Origin of the sequence: Microbacterium terrae, assembly GCF_017831975.1 — a bacterium.
GTDB lineage: Bacteria > Actinomycetota > Actinomycetes > Actinomycetales > Microbacteriaceae > Microbacterium > Microbacterium terrae.
In genome coordinates, this window is record NZ_JAFDSS010000001.1 from 903,610 (window position 1) to 920,915 (window position 17,306).

The 17,306-nt window shown below is 71.6% G+C and carries 14 protein-coding genes and 1 tRNA gene; 12 read left to right on the forward strand and 3 right to left on the reverse strand.

Going from position 1 to position 17,306, the window contains the following annotated elements; all coding sequences use genetic code 11:
- The first annotated feature begins 9 nt into the window (after positions 1 to 9).
- Both rsmA and JOD63_RS04130 read left to right on the forward strand, forming a co-directional pair.
- Complete coding sequence (gene rsmA, locus JOD63_RS04125) at positions 10 to 852, forward strand: 16S rRNA (adenine(1518)-N(6)/adenine(1519)-N(6))-dimethyltransferase RsmA (RefSeq protein ID WP_045276064.1); 843 nt, start codon at positions 10 to 12, stop codon at positions 850 to 852.
- Between the two features lie 158 nt (positions 853 to 1,010).
- On the forward strand, positions 1,011 to 1,931 hold the full coding sequence (locus JOD63_RS04130) for a phosphodiesterase (protein ID WP_045276001.1): 921 nt from the start codon (positions 1,011 to 1,013) through the stop codon (positions 1,929 to 1,931).
- Here JOD63_RS04130 and JOD63_RS04135 read toward each other — a convergent pair.
- Positions 1,879 to 3,462, reverse strand: a complete 1,584-nt coding sequence (locus JOD63_RS04135) for a stealth family protein (RefSeq protein ID WP_045276000.1) — start codon at positions 3,460 to 3,462, stop codon at positions 1,879 to 1,881. The two genes, JOD63_RS04130 and JOD63_RS04135, sit on opposite strands and share 53 nt — an antisense overlap.
- 194 nt (positions 3,463 to 3,656) lie before the next feature.
- Here JOD63_RS04135 and JOD63_RS04140 point away from each other — a divergent pair, with 194 nt between their 5' ends.
- From JOD63_RS04140 to JOD63_RS04155, 4 genes are all read left to right on the forward strand, one after another.
- Positions 3,657 to 4,724, forward strand: coding sequence for an aldo/keto reductase (locus tag JOD63_RS04140; protein WP_045275999.1), 1,068 nt, complete (start codon positions 3,657 to 3,659; stop codon positions 4,722 to 4,724).
- Positions 4,721 to 5,647 (forward strand): 4-(cytidine 5'-diphospho)-2-C-methyl-D-erythritol kinase, encoded by a 927-nt coding sequence (locus tag JOD63_RS04145; RefSeq protein WP_045275998.1) that lies wholly within the window; start codon positions 4,721 to 4,723, stop codon positions 5,645 to 5,647. The genes JOD63_RS04140 and JOD63_RS04145 overlap by 4 nt, the downstream gene beginning before the upstream one ends.
- 49 nt (positions 5,648 to 5,696) lie before the next feature.
- Entirely contained in the window at positions 5,697 to 7,040 is a 1,344-nt protein-coding gene (locus JOD63_RS04150; protein WP_045275997.1) for a GNAT family N-acetyltransferase, read from the forward strand.
- Positions 7,041 to 7,111: 71 nt separating this feature from the next.
- The gene (locus JOD63_RS04155; protein ID WP_045275996.1) at positions 7,112 to 8,944 is read left to right on the forward strand and encodes an ABC-F family ATP-binding cassette domain-containing protein; all 1,833 of its coding nucleotides are present in this window, start codon (positions 7,112 to 7,114) and stop codon (positions 8,942 to 8,944) included.
- A gap of 19 nt (positions 8,945 to 8,963) precedes the next feature.
- On the opposite strand, the gene JOD63_RS04160 is transcribed toward JOD63_RS04155, so the two are convergent.
- Together JOD63_RS04160 and JOD63_RS04165 are read right to left on the reverse strand one after the other, a co-directional pair.
- On the reverse strand, positions 8,964 to 9,902 hold the full coding sequence (locus JOD63_RS04160; RefSeq protein WP_045275995.1) for a DUF1254 domain-containing protein: 939 nt from the start codon (positions 9,900 to 9,902) through the stop codon (positions 8,964 to 8,966).
- 68 nt (positions 9,903 to 9,970) lie between these two features.
- Positions 9,971 to 10,495 carry a MarR family winged helix-turn-helix transcriptional regulator gene (locus JOD63_RS04165; protein WP_045275994.1) on the reverse strand — a complete coding sequence of 175 codons (525 nt, stop codon included), beginning with the start codon at positions 10,493 to 10,495 and terminating at the stop codon, positions 9,971 to 9,973.
- A 72-nt stretch (positions 10,496 to 10,567) separates the two neighbouring features.
- On the opposite strand from JOD63_RS04165, the gene JOD63_RS04170 reads away from it, so the two are divergent.
- The 6 genes from JOD63_RS04170 to JOD63_RS04195 all read left to right on the forward strand — a co-directional run bounded on the left by JOD63_RS04170 (position 10,568) and on the right by JOD63_RS04195 (position 17,303).
- Positions 10,568 to 10,639 (forward strand) — tRNA-Gln (locus JOD63_RS04170).
- Between the two features lies 1 nt (position 10,640).
- Positions 10,641 to 12,110, forward strand: a complete 1,470-nt coding sequence (gene glmU, locus JOD63_RS04175; RefSeq protein ID WP_045276063.1) for a bifunctional UDP-N-acetylglucosamine diphosphorylase/glucosamine-1-phosphate N-acetyltransferase GlmU — start codon at positions 10,641 to 10,643, stop codon at positions 12,108 to 12,110.
- Positions 12,085 to 13,119: a ribose-phosphate diphosphokinase gene (locus tag JOD63_RS04180; protein WP_045275993.1), complete on the forward strand. Its 1,035-nt coding sequence runs from the start codon at positions 12,085 to 12,087 to the stop codon at positions 13,117 to 13,119. The genes glmU and JOD63_RS04180 overlap by 26 nt, the downstream gene beginning before the upstream one ends.
- A gap of 50 nt (positions 13,120 to 13,169) precedes the next feature.
- Positions 13,170 to 15,890, forward strand: coding sequence for a cation-translocating P-type ATPase (locus tag JOD63_RS04185; protein ID WP_045275992.1), 2,721 nt, complete (start codon positions 13,170 to 13,172; stop codon positions 15,888 to 15,890).
- A 55-nt stretch (positions 15,891 to 15,945) separates the two neighbouring features.
- Positions 15,946 to 16,419, forward strand: coding sequence for an FMN-binding protein (locus JOD63_RS04190; RefSeq protein WP_045275991.1), 474 nt, complete (start codon positions 15,946 to 15,948; stop codon positions 16,417 to 16,419).
- A gap of 5 nt (positions 16,420 to 16,424) precedes the next feature.
- Positions 16,425 to 17,303, forward strand: coding sequence for an FAD:protein FMN transferase (locus tag JOD63_RS04195; protein WP_157004010.1), 879 nt, complete (start codon positions 16,425 to 16,427; stop codon positions 17,301 to 17,303).
- Positions 17,304 to 17,306: the final 3 nt, after the last annotated feature.

Below are 17,306 nucleotides of genomic sequence, written 5' to 3' on the forward strand. Positions count from 1 at the left end.
GTGGACGTCATGCCCGTCACCCTGCTCGGAGCCGCCGAGATCCGCGCGCTCGCCGCCGAACTCGATGTCACTCCGACCAAGAAGCTCGGGCAGAACTTCGTGGTCGACGCCAATACGGTGCGCAAGATCGTGCATGTCGCCGGGGTCACCGCGGGCGAGCGGGTCGTCGAGGTCGGGCCCGGGCTGGGGTCGCTCACGCTGGCGATCCTCGAGGCCGGGGCATCCGTCACCGCCGTCGAGATCGACCATCGCCTGGCGGCGCGGCTGCCCGCCACAGCCGCCGCGCACGGCGTCGCCCCCGAGGCGCTCACCGTCGTCGATGCCGACGCGCTCCGGGTCGCCGAACTGCCGGGCGAGCCGACCGTGCTGGTCGCCAACCTGCCGTACAACGTGTCGGTGCCCGTGCTGCTGCACTTCCTCGAGAGCTTCCCGTACCTCGAGCGCGGGGTCGTCATGGTGCAGTCCGAGGTCGGCGAGCGCCTCGCCGCGCCCCCCGGATCGAAGACCTACGGCGCGCCGAGCGTCAAGGCCGCCTGGTACGGCACGTGGCGACTGGCGGGTACCGTCTCGCGGCAGGTGTTCTGGCCGGTGCCCAACGTCGACAGCGTGCTCGTCGGCTTCCATCGCGACGCCGAGGCGCGCGGCACGGAGGAGGAGCGCCTGCGCACCTTCCGGATCGTCGACGCCGCGTTCCAGCAGCGCCGCAAGATGCTGCGGCAGGCGCTCGCGGCGGTGCTCGGCGGATCGGCGGCCGAGGCATCGGCGGTGCTCGAGAGCGCCGGGGTCGCTCCGACGGCGCGCGGCGAGGAGCTGCGCGTGGAGGACTTCCTGGCGATCGCGCGCGTCGTCTGACGTCGACCTCGTCGGGCGCCTGGCACCGCCGGTTCCGTGTCGTTCCGTGACTGTTCACCGCGGCGCACCGGATCTTCACGAAACATGCCGGTAACATTCGAAGGTCCGCCGTCCCGTTCCACGGGCAGCTCGCCTCGCGGCGGACCGGAGAACCCGCCATGCGCACCGCCGAGTACCCGGCTCCCGACCGCATCCTGCTCCACATCAGCGACACGCACCTGCGTGCCGACGGCACGCGCATCTTCGACGTCGTCGACGGCGCCGAGCGTCTCGAACGGGCGATCTCGGCGATCGAGGCGAGCGGTGCCCGCCCCCACGCGATCGTCTTCACCGGCGATCTCGCCGACCACGGCGAGCCGGGTGCCTACGCGACGCTGCGCACGATGGTCGAGCCCTTCGCGGCGCGCCTCGGCGCCCGCATCCTGTGGGTGATGGGGAACCACGACGACCGCGCCGCGTTCCGCGCCGGGCTGTACGACGACCTCTCGGCCGACATGCGCCCGATCGACCGCGTGGACGAGCTCGACGGGCTGCGCATCGTCACGCTCGACAGCACGGTTCCCGGCGAGCACCACGGCGAGCTGCGCGACGAGCAGCTCGCCTGGCTCGCCGACGTGCTCGCGACGCCGGCCCCGCTCGGCACCGTCCTCGCGATGCACCACCCGCCGGTGCCCGCCGTGCTGCCGCTCGCGGCGAGTGTGGAGCTGCGCGATCAGTCGCGGCTCGCGCGGGTGCTCCGCGGAACCGACGTGCGCACCATCATCGCGGGGCACCTGCACTACTCGACGTTCGCCACGTTCGCCGGCATCCCCGTCTCGGTCGCGTCGTCGACATGCTACGCGCAGGACCTCACCGTGCCCGTCGGCGGCACCCGGCCGCAGGACGGGGCGCAGGCGTTCAACCTCGTGCACGTCTACGACGACACCGTGGTGCACTCGATCGTGCCGGTCGAGGCACCCCGCGTGATGGAGTACATCGACCCGGTCGAGGCGCAGCGGCGCCTGCGCGCAGCGGGGATCGCGCCGGTCAGCGCCTCCCGGACGGATGCGCCGACCGAGCCGATCGCTCTCGTTCGCTGAGCTCGTCGCGCTCCCAGGGCGCCCGCACCGGGAACATCCGCTCGAGGGCGGAGCGCAGCGCGCGCACGCGCAGCTCTTCGGGCACCTCCGCGTCGCCGCCGTCGTTCAGGCAGAACATGTCGACGTCGCGGCGCGCCACGAGCTTCTCCATCCCGCGCAGCGACCCCGCCTGCGTGGTCTGCACGTACGCCACGCGCGGCTGGCGGGTGGCGATCGCGCGCCCGGTCATCAGCGCGTAGTAGTGGTAGAGGCTGTTGGTGACCGAGATGTCGGTGGCGGAGCGGAAGCGGGATGCCGCGGTGCGGGCGAAATCGTCGGGGAAGGTCTGCTCGAGCTCGGCCATCACGCTGCGCAGCAGCGGCGTCGCGCAGTGGTCGAGGTCGCGGACGATCTCGCGGCCGAACCTCTCGTGGAGGAGGGCGCGGTTCACGCGGAGTCCGTTGTCGTGACCGCTGCGGTGCGGGGCGGGGGAGCCGGACCCGATGCGCACGTGGCACTCGACGAACTTGGTCACCCCGCCGGGCGTGAAGAACATCGACGGGTCAACGAGGCGCCCGAAGAACATGTCGTCGTTCGAGTAGAGGAACTTCTCGGCGAGTCCGGGGATGCGGTGCAGCTGCGCCTCGACGGCGTGCGAGTTGTGCGTGGGGAGCACCTCGGGGTCGGCGAAGAATTCCTCGCTGCGCACGATCGTCACCTTCGGGTGGTCGAGCAGCCACGCGGGGGCGGGCGAGTCCGTCGCGATGAAGATGCGCCGGGCCCAGGGTGCGTACATATGGACGCTGCGCAGCGCATAGCGCAGCTCGTCGACGTGCCGGTAGCGCGCGGGGCCGTCGTCGCCCTCGCCGACCACGTACTCCGACATGCGGGCGGCGCGCTCGCGCTGGAAGGCGCTGGACGAGCCGTCGACCCAGGAGAACACGATGTCGATGTCTCCGGTGACCTCGTGCGGATGCGGGTCGAACATGCCCGCGACGGTGCGCCAGGTGCGTCCATAGCGCTCGACCGTCGCGGAGGTGAGGTCGGAGGCGGCGGTGATGCGCCGGAGGAGCGCGTTGTCGTGCGGCGCCTCCACGAGGTCGTCGCCGAAGCGCCAGAACTCCAGCCGCGCGGCCAGCGAGGCGCCGTAGCGCAGCCCGCCGGTGCGGGTGAGGCGCGGGCGGAACACCTTGACGGATGCCGGCGATCCGGTGGCGCGCGCCTCGGTCGCCGGAACCACGGGGGCTCGGCGGGGCTTGAGGTAGAACGGCTCGTGCGCGCCGAGGGCGGCGATCGCATCGTAGGCGCGGGCCTCGTCGGCGAGATCCACGACGAGTGCGGGCACGTCGCCGTCGTGACGCACGAGCATCACGGCGACGCCTGCGTCGCCCAGCGCGTCGGCCACGGCGAGGAGGTCGTCGATGCGCGCCTGAACTGGCGTGACGTCATCGTGGAGCAGGTGCAGGATGCCGCCGTCGAGTGCGATGTCGGGGCGGTCGAACAGATCGGTGTGGGGCTGGTGCGGTGACGGCAGCGCCGAGAGCGTGACCATGCGGCCCCCTTTCTGCGGAGCCGAGTGGAGCCCGCTCCGCAACCATAGGCGCGATGCGTTACGGAGACGTTACCTCCGCGCGGCGGGGGTTGCGCGGTCGCCGGCGGAACCTCCGGGCGCGGCGCTCGCAGGCAGGACGCGCCGAGGCGGTCACGACCGTGCGCGCGGCGCGGCCCGCCGATAGCCTGGACAGCGTGACAGAAGAGCCGCGCTACCGCTCCCGTGGCGGAGACCTCCACCGCCCGTACGCCGCCGCCGATGACCGCTACGACCTCGGCGAGTACCGCCGGGTCGGCACATCCGGCCTCACCCTCCCCCCGATCTCGCTGGGGCTGTGGTGGAACTTCGGCGACAACATCCCGTTCGACAACCAGCGGGCGCTGCTGCGGCACGCCTTCGACAAGGGCATCACCCACTTCGACCTCGCCAACAACTACGGTCCGCCGTACGGGACCGCCGAGACGAACTTCGGGCGCATGATGCGCGAGGACTTCGCCCCCTACCGCGACGAGCTGATCATCTCGTCGAAGGCCGGCTACGACATGTGGGACGGGCCGTACGCCAACGGCGGCGGACGCAAGTACGTCATCGCGAGCGCCGAGCAGTCGCTCCGGCGCATGAGCATCGACTACGTCGACATCTTCTACTCTCACCGGTTCGACCCCGACGTGCCGCTCGAGGAGACCATCGGCGCGCTCGACACGCTCTACCGTCAGGGCAAGGCGCTCTACGTGGGCATCTCGTCGTACAGCGCGGAGCGCACCGTCGAGGCCGCCGCGATCGCCCGGTCGCTCGGAACGCCGCTCGTCATCCACCAGCCGTCCTACTCGATCCTCAACCGCTGGGTCGAGGACGGCCTGACCGGGGCGCTGAAGCAGGAGGACATGGGAGCGATCGCCTTCACGCCGCTCGCGCAGGGACTCCTCACCGACAAGTACCTCGGCGGGGGCCCCGCGGACCGCGCCCAGAAGCGCTGGTCGGTGCCCGACCGCAACCTCTCCGAGAAGGGGCTGTCGCGGCTGCGCGGCCTCGACGTGATCGCCAAGGAGCGCGGCCAGTCGCTCGCCCAGATGGCGATCCAGTGGGTGCTGCGCGACCCGGTGGTCGCCTCGGCACTCATCGGCGCGTCGCGCCCGGCGCAGCTCGACGAGAACCTCGCCGCGCTGAACGGACCCGCGTTCACCACCGAGGAGCTCGAGCGCATCGATGCGCTGTCCGACGGCATCGACGTCGATCTCTGGGCGGAATCGGCCACGCAGTGAGCGAGGCGTACGCCGCCGCCCGCGTGCACGTGCGCGCCCCGGGGAAGCTCAACGTCTTCTTCGAGGTGGGCGATGTGCAGCCCGACGGGTACCACGACGTCGCGTCGGCGTACCAGGCCGTGTCGCTGTACGAAGACGTCTGGGCCGAGCCCTCGGACGACTTCACGATCGCCGTGTCCGGGTCGGTCGACGTGTCGGGCGTGCCCGCCGACGACCGCAACCTCGCGGTGCGCGCGGCCAGGCTCGTGGCCCAGCGCATCGGGCACACCGGCGGCGTGCACCTCGACATCGTCAAGCACGTGCCCGTCGCGGGCGGCATGGGCGGGGGATCGGCGGATGCCGCGGCGGCGCTCGTCGCCTGCGACGCGCTGTGGGGTGCCGACCTCGGCTCGGCGGAGCTCCACCGCCTCGCTGCGCGACTCGGCGCCGACGTGCCGTTCGCCCTCATGGGCGGCACCGCGATCGGCGTGGGCCGCGGCGACCAGCTGAGTCCCGCGCTCGCCAAGGGTCGCGTGGACTGGGTGCTCGTGCCCTCGGGCGACGGGCTCTCGACGCCCGAGGTGTACGCGCATCTCGACCGTCTGCGGTCGTCCCACGACGTCCCGGCGGGGGCGGATGCCCCCGAGGTCGACCCGCGCGTGCTGCAGGCGCTGCGCGGCGGCGACGCTACGGCGCTCGCCGAGCACATCCGCAACGATCTGCAGGCGGCGGCGCTGTCACTCAAGCCCGATCTGCGCGAGGCGCTCGAGGTCGGCGAGGCCTCGGGGGCGCTGGCGGGCATCGTGTCGGGCTCCGGTCCGACGCTCGCCTTCCTCGCCGCCGACGCCGAGTCGGCACTCGAGCTGCAGGTGACGCTGTCGGCGGCCGGGTACGAGGCCCTGCACGTGCACGGCCCGGTTCCCGGCGCCCGTGTCGTCGGCTGATGAGACGATCACTCCTCCGACCGTTCGTGACCACGAAGGGACTCCTCCCATGACCGACTCCATGCAGGCCAGCACGTCCGCAGTCGACCCCGCGGACTTCTTCGCCGCCCCGGTCGACCCGGGCTCGCGCGACCGTCTGGCGGCGACGGGGCTGGACTACCGGGTCGTCGACCACGACGGCTCCGACTTCGCCGCGTGGCTCGGCGTCGTCGGCCGGGGATTCCTCGGCGAGGAGCGCACCGACACGCAGGTCGCCGCGATCCGGGAGCGCAGCGCCCATCGCCGGTCCACCGGCGTGTACGACTCCACCGCGCCGATGGCCGACGCGCCCGTGGCGACGATCGCATCGTGGATCGCCGATCTCACCGTGCCGGGCGGCGCGGTGATCCCCTCCTGCGCGATCTCCGCCGTCACCGTCTCGCCCACGCACCGCCGTCGCGGAATCGCGCGGGCGATGCTGGAGGGCGAGCTCGCCGCGGCGGCAGCTGCGGGTGCTCCGATGGCGATGCTCACCGTGAGCGAGTCGACCCTGTACGGCCGGTACGGCTTCGCCCCCGCCGCGCTGAGCGCCGAATGGCGGATCGACGTGAAGCGCGCATCGTGGATCGGTCCGATCCCCGACGGCCGTGTCGACTTCGTCACCCGCGAGCAGGCGCGTGAGCTGCTCGGCACGATCCATGACCGCAGGCGCCTGTCGACCGCGGGTGAGATCCCGATGCAGCCCGGCGGGTGGGACGGCTACACGGGCACCCGCCCCGATGCCGAGAAAGCCGGTTCGAAGCGCGCCGTGCGCTACGCCGACGCCGACGGCGAGGTCCGTGGCGTCGCCGTGTACACCGTGACCGAGAATCACGACGACTTCACCAAGGCGTCGGTGCACGTCGGCTATCTGCTCGCCGAGACCGATGACGCCTATGCCGCGCTGTGGCGCTTCTTCGTCGAGCTCGACCTGGTGGCCGAGGTGCGCGCCGGCGAGCTGTCGGTCGACGAGCCGCTGCGGTGGATGCTCTCCGACCAGCGCGCCGCGACGGTCACGGTGATGGACCACCAGTACGTGCGCATCCTCGACGTGAAGGCGGCGCTCGAGGCGCGCACCTTCGGCGCCGCCGGGGAGTTCGTGCTCGACGTGGCCGACCCGCTCGGTCACACGACGGGTCGCTGGCTGCTGCGCGTCGACGGCGAGGGGCGCGGCACCGTCTCACGGGCCGATGACGATGCTCCCGCGTGGGCGGTGCCGATCGCCCTCGGCATCGCCGAACTGTCGGCGGCGTACCTCGGCGGTGTCTCCATCGCGACGCTCGCCGCCGCCGGCCGCGTGAAGACGACGGATGCCGCGGCTGCGGCCCGCACCTTCGGGTGGCACACCGCGCCCCGGCTCAGCTTCTGGTACTGAGGCTCGGGCGCAGGCCGGGCATGCGACCCGGTGCAGAGAGCCGTCGCGCGGTCGCCTAGCCTGGAGGGGACATGGCGCATCTTCTCGGGGCCGAGGCCCTCCACCTGGAATTCCCCACCAAGGTCGTCTTCGACGGCGTCTCGCTCGGCATCGACGAAGGCGACCGCATCGGCATCGTCGGCCGCAACGGCGACGGCAAGTCGAGCCTCCTCGCGATGCTCGCCGGCCGCCTCGAGCCCGACTCGGGGCGCGTCACCGTCCGCGGCGGGGTGCGGGTGGGAGTGCTCGACCAGGCCGACACCCTCGACGACGCGCTGACGGTCGCCGAGGCGGTCGTCGGCGACCGCCCCGAGCACGAGTGGGCGGGTGACGCGCGCGTGCGCGACGTGATCGCGGGCCTGCTCACCGGCATCCCGTGGGACGGCCCGGTGCTGGGGCTCTCCGGCGGGCAGCGCCGCCGCGTCGCGCTGGCCGCGCTCCTCACCGGCGACCACGACGTCGTCTTCCTCGACGAGCCCACCAACCACCTCGATGTCGAGGCGATCGCCTGGCTCGCCGCGCACCTCAAGCGACGGTGGTCGCCCACCGCCGGGGGACTCCTCGTCGTCACCCACGACCGCTGGTTCCTCGACGAGATCTGCACCGCGACGTGGGAGGTGCACGACCGCATCGTCGAGCCGTTCGAGGGCGGCTATGCGGCGTACATCCTGCAGCGCGTCGAGCGCGACCGGCAGGCTGCGGCCATCGAGGCGCGCCGGCAGAACCTGGCACGCAAGGAGCTGGCGTGGCTGCGTCGCGGCGCGCCGGCCCGCACGTCGAAGCCCAAGTTCCGCATCGACGCCGCGAACGAGCTCATCGCCGATGTGCCCGAGATCCGCGACAAGACCGAGCTGCAGTCGCTCGCCGTGTCGCGACTCGGCAAGGACGTCGTCGATCTGCTGGACGCCGCGGTGTCGTTTCCCGATCCCGCGACGGGCGCCCTGCGCGAGGTGCTCCATCCGGTGGAGTGGCGGATCGCTCCGGGGGAGCGCACCGGCATCCTCGGTGTGAACGGCGCCGGCAAGTCGACCCTGCTGGGCCTCGTCGCCGGTGACGTCGAGCCCACCGCCGGGCGGGTCAAGCGCGGCAAGACCGTCAACGTCGCAACCCTCACCCAGCGGCTCGACGAGCTGGAGCAGCACCTCGACGACCCGGTGCGGGTGGTGATCTCGCGCCTGCGCACCACGTACACGTTCGGGTCGGGGTCGAAGGCTCAGGAGCTCACCCCCGGCCAGCTCCTCGAGCGCATGGGGTTCGCGAGCGCGCAGCTCTCCACCCCGGTCAAGGATCTCTCCGGAGGCCAGAAGCGGCGCCTGCAGCTGCTGCTGATCCTCCTCGAGCAGCCGAACGTGCTGATCCTCGACGAGCCGACGAACGACCTCGACACGGACATCCTCGCCGCGATCGAGGACCTGCTCGACTCGTGGCCGGGCACGCTCCTCGTCGTCTCGCACGACCGGTACTTCATCGAGCGGGTCACCGACCAGCAGTACGCGATCCTCGGCGGGCACCTCCGCCATCTTCCCGGCGGCGTCGACGAGTACCTGCGGCTGCGGGAGCGCGAGAAGGCCGCGGGCGAGGCGCCGGCGAAGGCGACGGATGCCGCATCCTCGGCACCCGCGACTCCGGTCACGCCGTCTCTCGGCGGCGCGGAGCTGCGCGCCGCGCAGAAGGAGGCGTCCGCGCTCGAGCGGCGGCTCGAGAAACTCGAGTCGCAGATCGGCTCGGCACGCACGGCCCTCGCCGACCACGACCAGTCCGACTACGTGGGGCTGGGGGCCGAGATGGCCCGCATCGGCGAGCTCGAGAAGGAGCGCGACGGCGTGGAGGAGCGCTGGTTCGAGCTCACCGAGCAGATCGGCTGAGACGCGGTCGCCGGCGCGACTACGACGCGATGGTCGGGAAGCTCCAGCTGCCGTCGGCGATCTCGGGGCGCGGGCGGTACAGCCGCACGAGGTAGTTCCATCCCTCGGTGATCGGCAGCACGTTCGGGAGACCGGCGGGGTGGTCGCCGAAGCGGACGGTGATGGTGCCGTCGTCGCCTCGGACGCCCGTGATGTTGTTCACCGTGTACGCGCCCTGCGCGTTCGGCTCGAAGAACCCGGCGGCGTTGTAGACCGAGATCGACCAGAAGCCGTCGACGGGAACGTCGCCGACGGTCAGCTCGTACGACCCGACGGGAAGCCGCGGGTCGACCCCGATGTAGCTCGCCTCCGACGAGGGCAGCCCGCCCCAGCCCGCAGCGGTGCCGATGAGGTGGCGGACGGGGTCGACCTCGTCGGCCGAGCCGAACATCTCGTCGAAGCCGGTCAGGTTGCGTGCGAGGGCGAGGAGCGCATCGCGCGTCTCGTCGAAGGTCGTGGTGTCGTAGTCGGGCATCTCGAACTCCGTCGCGGAGACGGCGTCGAGGGCGATCTGATCCTGGAGCGCCGCGACCGCGGCGACGTCCGCGGCATCCGTCGGGTCGACCAGGGTGCGCACGGCCAGGACGACGTACGGGGTGTCGAACTCGTCGAGCGTCAGCCGGTGCTCTCCCGCGCCGTGGAAGACCGCGTCGATGTAGTGGTGCTCGTCGACCACCATCGCCGACATGTAGCGGTCACCGTGCTCGGGGAGGGTGAACGTCGCGCCGGCGCTGATGTCGACGACGGCGAAGCTGTAGAGCGTGTCGCGGTTCAGCCGGATGACGGCCTGATTCTCGATGTCGGCAGGGGTGCGGCTGTGGAGGAAGCGGTTCACTCCGCCGGCGTTGCGCTGGAGGTCGCGCATCATCCGATGGGTCTCGGCGAGGGCGAAGTTGTCGGCGTTCACGAGAAGACTCATGGTCCGATCCTGGCATCCCGAGCACGGGGGGCCCCGCACGCCGGCCGCCTCGCGGCCGCCGTGTCGGCTCAGGCGTCGAAGCCGAGGCTGAGTTTGCGCAGCAGCCCGGCGAGGCGCTCGCGGTCGCCGCGCGAGAGGGTGCCCAGCAGCAGCGCCTCGGCGTCGACCAGCCGCGTGATCGCGGCATCCACTCGCGTCTTGCCGTCGTCGGTCATCGTGACCAGCACGCTGCGGCCGTCGCCGGGATCGGCCTCGCGCCGCACGAGGCGGCGCCCCACCAGCCGGTCGATGCGGTTGGTCATGGTCCCGCTCGAGACGAGCGTCTGCTGCAGCAGCTGCTTGGGGCTGAGCTGGAACGGCTCGCCGGCGCGGCGGAGCGCCGACAGCACGTCCCACTCCCACGGCTCGAGGTCGCTGCGGCGGAACGCGTCGCGCCGCGCACGGTCGAGGTGCCGCGAGAGCCGGTCGACCCGGGAGAGCACGCCGAGGGGAGAGAAGTCGAGGTCGGGCCGCTGCGCGATCCACGCCTCGACGATCCGGTCGACCTCGTCTGTCTGACTGCCCACCGCCCCACTATCCCACGCATGCGGCATCCGCCGGCGCCCGTCGCGACCGGGCGGGGAGTGCGCGTCTGGCAGACTTGTCGGGGCCGCCGAGCGCGGCGATCCGCCGTGGTGTAATGGCAGCACGACAGCCTTTGGAGCTGTGAGGTCCAGGTTCGAGTCCTGGCGGCGGAGCATGACCACCACCGCATCCTCCGCCCTGGCCGTCGTCGTCCTCGCCGCGGGCCAGGGCACGCGCATGAAGTCGTCGCTGCCGAAGGTGCTGCACCCGATCGGGGGCCGCACGCTCATCGGTCACGTGCTCACCACCGCGCACGCGCTGACGCCCGAGCGGGTCGTCGTCGTGGTGCGCCACGAGCGCGACCTCGTCGCCGCCGCGGTGACGGATGCCGCACCCGAGGCCGTCGTCGTCGACCAGGACGAGATCGCGGGCACCGGCCGCGCCGTGCAGGTCGCCCTCGACGCGCTCGGCGACTTCGCGGGCGACGTGCTCGTGCTGAGCGGCGACGTGCCGCTGCTCGAAGCCGACACCCTCGCGTCGCTCGTGGAGGCGCACCGCACCGGCGACGCCGCGGCGACCGTGCTCAGCGCCGGTGTCGACGATGCGACCGGCTACGGCCGGGTCATCCGCGATGCCGACGGCCGCGTGCTCCGCATCGTCGAGCAGAAGGACGCGAGCGCGGCCGAAGCCGCCGTCACCGAGATCAACGCGGGCGTGTACGTCTTCCGTGCCGGCGAGCTGCGCACGCAGCTCCCTCTGGTGGGCACCGAGAACGCTCAGGGCGAGATGTACCTGACCGACGTGGTGGGGCTGCTGCGGGGCGTGGGCGCGGTCGTCGCCGCCGCACAGGCGCCCGATGCCGCCGCCGCCCTCGGCGTCAACGACCGGGTGCAGCTGGCCGAGGCCGCGCGCATCCTGAACGCCCGCACCGTCCGCCGGCACCAGCTGGCCGGCGTCACGGTGGTCGATCCCGCCACCACGTACATCGACACCGACGTCACGCTCGCCCCCGACGTCACGATCCTGCCGAACACGCACCTGCTGCGCGCGACGACGGTGCAGTCGGGCGCCGTGATCGGCCCTGACACGAGCCTCACCGACTGCGAGGTGGGCGCCGGTGCGGTGCTCCGCCGCGTCGACGGCAACCTCGCGGTGGTCGGCGCCGGCGTCTCCGTCGGTCCTTTCACCCACCTGCGTCCGGGCACCGTGCTCGGCGACGACGTCAAGGTCGGGTCGTTCGTCGAGACCAAGAACGCCCAGGTGGCCGCGGGCGCGAAGCTTCCCCACTTCATCTACGTCGGCGACGCCGAGGTGGGCGAGGCGGCGAACCTCGGCGCCGGCACGATCACGGCGAACTACGACGACGTGAACAAGCACCGCACGATCATCGGCGCCGAAGCCCACACCGGCGCGCACACGGTGCTGGTCGCGCCGGTTAGGATCGGTGATGGCGCGAAGACCGGGGCCGGCGCGGTCATCCGCAAGGATGTCGCCGCCGGGGCACTGGCACTGAGCGTGGCCCCCCAACGCAACCTCGAGGGGTGGGTCGAGAAGAATCGACCGGGAACCGGGGCGGCGCGAGCCGCGGCCCAGGCTCGGTCCGCACAGAAGGCGGACGATGGGGCGCAAGAAGAAGACCATTGAGCTGGACCGCGAGCACGACATCGCTCCCGGACTCGTCGCGAAGACGAAGAAGCGGCTGGTCGTCGCCCGTGGCAGCTCGCACCCGGCCCTCGCAGAAGACGTCGCAGAGCAGCTCGGCACCGAGCTCGTCCCCACCGAGTACCGCACGTTCGCATCTGGTGAGATCCTCACCCGCTTCGAGGTCTCGATCCGCGGCTGCGATTTCTTCCTGATCCAGTCCTTCGGCCCGCCCGTCAACGAGTGGCTCATGGAGACGCTCATCATGCTCGACGCCGCCAAGCGCGCGTCGGCCAAGCGCATCACCGTGGTGATGCCGTACTACCCGTACTCCCGTCAGGACAAGAAGGGCCGCGGGCGCGAGCCGATCAGCGCGCGCCTGGTCGCCGACCTCCTCAAGACCGCGGGCGCCGACCGCGTGATGAGCGTCGACCTCCACGCCGCCCAGATCCAGGGCTTCTTCGATGGTCCCGTCGATCATCTCTTCGCGAAGCCGGTCCTGCTCGAGTACTTCGAGCAGAACCTGTCGGCGACCGACCGCGAGCTCCTCACGGTCGTCTCGCCCGACACCGGACGCGTCCGCGTCGCCGACACCTGGTCTGACAGCCTCGGCGCACCGCTCGCAATCATCCACAAGCGTCGTGACCCGAACGTGGCGAACCAGGTCACCGTGAGCGAGATCGTCGGCGACGTCCAGGGGCGTGTCTGCCTCCTCGTCGACGACATGATCGACACCGGCGGCACCATCGTGAAGGCCGCCGAGGCGCTCAAGGCCGCCGGCGCGGTGCGGGTCATCGTCGCGGCGACGCACGCGATCTTCAGCGACCCGGCTGCGACGCGTCTGCAGAGCGCGGCGATCGACGAGGTCGTCGTCACCGACACGGTCCCGCTGCCCGAGTCCAAGCGCTTCCCGTCGCTCACGATCCTGCCGATCGCGCCGCTTCTCGCGCGGGCGATCCACGAGGTCTTCGAAGACGGATCGGTCACGAGCATGTTCGACGGAGCCGCCTGACCCGAGGGCCAGACCGCACCTGCTTCCGCACCGCACGCACAGAGGGCACGATGACGCAACCGCTGACCGAGGCCCGACTCACCGTGCCGCGCCCGTGGGCGCTGCCGGCCCGTGAGGTTCTCGAGCACCTCGAGGCGGACGCGGGAGGACTCGCGACCGCCGATGCGCAGGAGCGCCGGCTGATCGCCGGGCCGAACCGGCTGCCGGACCCGGTGCGCAAGCCCGCCGTGGTGCGCTTCCTCGCCCACTTCAACGACACCCTGATCTACATCCTGCTCGGGGCGGCGGTCATCAAGGCCCTCATGGGCGACTGGCTCGACTTCTGGGTGATCATGGCCGTGGCGGTCATCAACGCGGTCATCGGGTTCGTCCAGGAGGGTCGCGCCGAGAAGGCGCTGGCCGGCATCCGCGGGATGCTGTCATCCGAGGCTGCCGTGCGCCGTGACGGCGGATGGTCGACCGTGGCGGCCGAGGATCTCGTGCCCGGCGACGTCGTGCGCCTCATGCCGGGCGACAAGGTGCCCGCCGACGTCCGGCTGCTCCATGCCGTGAACCTGCGGATCGACGAGTCGGCGCTCACCGGCGAGTCGGTGCCGTCGTCGAAGTCTGTCGACGAGGTGGCGACGGATGCCGGCATCGGCGACCGGCGCTCGATGGCGTACTCGGGCACGATCGTGATCGCCGGGCAGGGGAGGGGTCTCGTCACGGCGATCGGCCCCGACACCGAGATCGGGAGGATCCAAGGCCTCGCCGACGAGGCGGAGGCGCTGGCGACCCCCCTCACACGACAGCTCGACGGCTTCGGCCGGGTGCTCACCGTCGTGATCCTCGCGATGGCCGCGGTCATGCTGATGATCGGCCGGTTCCTCCACCAGATGCCGTTCGACGAGCTGATCTCGGCCACGATCGGATTCGCCGTCGCGGCGATCCCCGAGGGACTCCCGGCGCTCGTGACGATCACCCTCGCGATCGGCGTGCAGCAGATGGCGAGGCACAACGCGATCACGCGGAAGCTCCCCGCCGTCGAGGCGCTCGGATCCGTGACGACGGTGTGCTCCGACAAGACCGGCACCCTCACGCGCAACGAGATGACGGTGCGGCGGATCGTCACCCCGCTGGCCGAGTACGACGTCACCGGCATCGGGTACGAGCCGGTCGGCGACATCGTGCCCGTGACTGAGCCGACCGACACCCGCGACCTCGCCGCGGTGCTCGCCATCGCGACGCTCTGCAACGACGCCCACATCGTGCAGGACGACGGCGGGGCGTGGACGCTGGTGGGCGAGCCGACGGAGGGCGCCCTCAAGACGGTCGCCATGAAGGGCGGCGCGCGCGTGGTCGGCCGCCGCGTCGGCGTCATCCCGTTCGACTCCGCGAACAAGTTCATGGCCACCCTCCACGAGGGCACCGACGGGTCGCGCGCGATCCTCGTCAAGGGCGCGCCCGACCGCCTCCTCGAGCGCTCCCTCACCCAGCGCGGTGCGAACGGCGCGGAGCCGCTCGACGTCGTCCGCTGGACCGCGGCGGTCGACGCGCTGAGCGCCGACGGCCTCCGCGTGCTCGCCGCCGCTCGCAAGCCGGTCCGCGCCGACACAGCCGGGATCGAGGTCGACGATCTCGCCGACCTCGAGTTCCTCGGGCTCTGGGGGATCGTCGACCCGCCACGCCCGGAGGCGGTCGACGCGATCGCCGACTGCCACGCGGCGGGCATCCGCGTGAAGATGATCACCGGCGACCACGCCGGAACCGCCGTCGCGATCGCGCGCGAGATGGGGCTCGTCGGCGAAGACGCCGAGGTGCTCACCGGCGTCGAGCTCGAGGCGCTCAGCCAGGAGCAGCTGAAGGAGGTCGTGCGCGACGTCGACGTGTACGCCCGCACGAGCCCCGAGCACAAGATCCGCATCGTCCGCGCGCTGCAGTCCCACGGCGAGGTGGTCGCCATGACCGGCGACGGGGTGAACGACGCCCCGGCGCTCACGCGCGCCGACGTCGGCATCGCGATGGGCATCAAGGGCACCGAGGCGACGAAGGAGGCCGCAGAGTTCGTGCTGGCCGACGACAACTTCGCGACGATCCGCAGCGCGATCGCCGAAGGCCGTCGCATCTACGACAACCTGCGCAAGTCGATCGTCTTCCTGCTGCCGACCAACGGGGCGCAGTCGCTCGTCATCCTCGTCGCGGTGGTGTTCGGCCTGACGCTGCCGCTCACGAGCGTGCAGGTGCTGTGGGTGAACATGGTGACGGCGCTCACCCTCTCGCTCGCCCTCGCGTACGAGCCCGCCGAGCGCGGCATCATGCGCCGCCCTCCGCGCGCCTCGGGCGGGCCGATCATCGACGGTCGCGAGCTGGCGTTCGTGCTCGTCACGTCTCTTCTCATCGGCGGCGCGACGCTCGCGGTCTTCTACCGCGCGGTGGCGGCGGGTGTCGACGTGCCGACCGCGCGCACCGAGGCGGTGCTCATGCTCGCGCTCGGTCAGTTCGCGTTCCTCCTCAACTGCCGGTTCCTGAGCCGCTCGAGCATCACCCTCGATGTGCTGCGCGGCAACCCCGCCGTCTGGTGGTCGGCATTGGCGCTGCTCGTGCTGCAGATCCTCTTCACCTACGTGCCGTTCATGAACACGCTGTTCGAGTCGCGGCCGCTCCCGGCTGTCGAATGGGTCACACCGGTGGTCTTGTCGGTCGTGATCTTCTTCGCTGCGGAGGCGCTCAAGATCTCGCTGCGTCGACGCCCGACGCCGCAGACGCATCGGGCGCTCCAAGGTGCCTCATAGACTCGCGCGTCAGGATCGAACTCCCCCACACACGACCCCGCCCCAGGAGGCCGCCATGCTTCGCACCCCCGTCTCGTCCCGTCCCGTCCGCGCCGGAATCGGCGCCGCCGCACTCACCGCCGCCGGGGTCGCGCTGCTCGCCGGGTGCGCCACCGCGGCCGACACGACCGACACCTCGAGCGACAGCTCCGACACGTCGACCGACACCGGATCGTCGGATGCGGGCACGGCGACGTACGCCGACGGCACCTACACCGCCGAAGGGTCGTACTCCACGCCCGAGTCGGTCGAGCAGATCAGCGTCACCGTCACCCTCGAGAGCGACGTGATCACCTCGGTCGAGGTCGTCGGCGATCCGCAGAAGGCCGAGTCGAAGCAGTACCAGTCCCAGTTCATCGGCGGCATCTCCGACGCCGTCGTCGGTCAGGACATCGATGAGATCTCGGTCAGCCGCGTCGCCGGCTCGTCGCTCACGAGCGGCGGCTTCAACGACGCGATCGAGACCATCAAGGCCGACGCGGCGGCCTGATCGCCGTGACTTCCGCGGTGTGGCGCTTCGAGGCGATCGGCACCGTCTGGGAGATCGAGACGCCGTCTGCGCTGCCGACGCCTGCGCGGCAGCGGATCGCTGACGTCATCGACCGGTTCGACCGCGAGTGGTCGCGATTCCGCGACGACTCCGTCGTGCGCTCCCTGGCAGGAGGGGGCGCGACGGATGCTCCGCCCGACGCGGCAGCCATGTTCGAGGTGTACGCCGAACTCTCCGACGCCACCGGCGGGGCTGTCGACCCCCTCGTCGGTTCGGCTCTCGAGTCACTCGGCTACGACGCGGCGTACTCGCTGCGCGGCGGGGAGCCCGAACCCCGGACGATGCCCTGGCGTGACATCGTCAGCTGGACGGGCGGAGAGCTGCGCCTCCGCCGCCCCGGCCTCCTCGACGTGGGGGCGCTCGGCAAGGGACGGCTCGTGGATCTCGTCGCCGACGAGATCCACCGCACGGCGCCCGGCGCGGCCGTCGTCGACGCGGGAGGCGACATCCGCGTCTCGGGAGCGACGGAGCGCATCGGACTGGAGCATCCGTACGACCTCACCCGGGCGATCGGGGTGTGGGAGGTGACGGATGCCGCGCTGTGCGCGTCAGCGGTGAACCGCCGTGCCTGGGGTGACGGACTCCACCACGTGCTCGACGCCCGCACCGGACTGCCCGTGCGCACGATCGCCGCGACCTGGGCCGTCGCCCCGACGGCGATGATCGCCGATGCCGCGAGCACTGCGCTGTTCTTCGACGGGGGACCGGCTCTCGCGCACGAGTGGGGGGTGGAGTGGGTGCGCATGACCACCGACGGCGCAGTGGAGTGGTCTCCCGGATGCAGCGCCGAGCTCTTCTCGAGACGGGATAGCGTGGACCGGTGACCG

Bases quoted from the DNA above. Each gene is read 5' to 3' on its own strand.
- JOD63_RS04165 (WP_045275994.1), bottom strand. From the start codon at position 10,495: ATGCCGCATGCGTGGGATAGTGGGGCGGTGGGCAGTCAGACAGACGAG.
- glmU (WP_045276063.1), top strand. From the start codon at position 10,641: ATGACCACCACCGCATCCTCCGCCCTGGCCGTCGTCGTCCTCGCCGCG.
- JOD63_RS04135 (WP_045276000.1), bottom strand. From the start codon at position 3,462: ATGGTCACGCTCTCGGCGCTGCCGTCACCGCACCAGCCCCACACCGAT.
- JOD63_RS04190 (WP_045275991.1), top strand. From the start codon at position 15,946: ATGCTTCGCACCCCCGTCTCGTCCCGTCCCGTCCGCGCCGGAATCGGC.
- JOD63_RS04180 (WP_045275993.1), top strand. From the start codon at position 12,085: ATGGGGCGCAAGAAGAAGACCATTGAGCTGGACCGCGAGCACGACATC.
- JOD63_RS04185 (WP_045275992.1), top strand. From the start codon at position 13,170: ATGACGCAACCGCTGACCGAGGCCCGACTCACCGTGCCGCGCCCGTGG.
- JOD63_RS04130 (WP_045276001.1), top strand. From the start codon at position 1,011: ATGCGCACCGCCGAGTACCCGGCTCCCGACCGCATCCTGCTCCACATC.
- JOD63_RS04160 (WP_045275995.1), bottom strand. From the start codon at position 9,902: ATGAGTCTTCTCGTGAACGCCGACAACTTCGCCCTCGCCGAGACCCAT.
- JOD63_RS04150 (WP_045275997.1), top strand. From the start codon at position 5,697: ATGACCGACTCCATGCAGGCCAGCACGTCCGCAGTCGACCCCGCGGAC.
- JOD63_RS04155 (WP_045275996.1), top strand. From the start codon at position 7,112: ATGGCGCATCTTCTCGGGGCCGAGGCCCTCCACCTGGAATTCCCCACC.
- rsmA (WP_045276064.1), top strand. From the start codon at position 10: ATGCCCGTCACCCTGCTCGGAGCCGCCGAGATCCGCGCGCTCGCCGCC.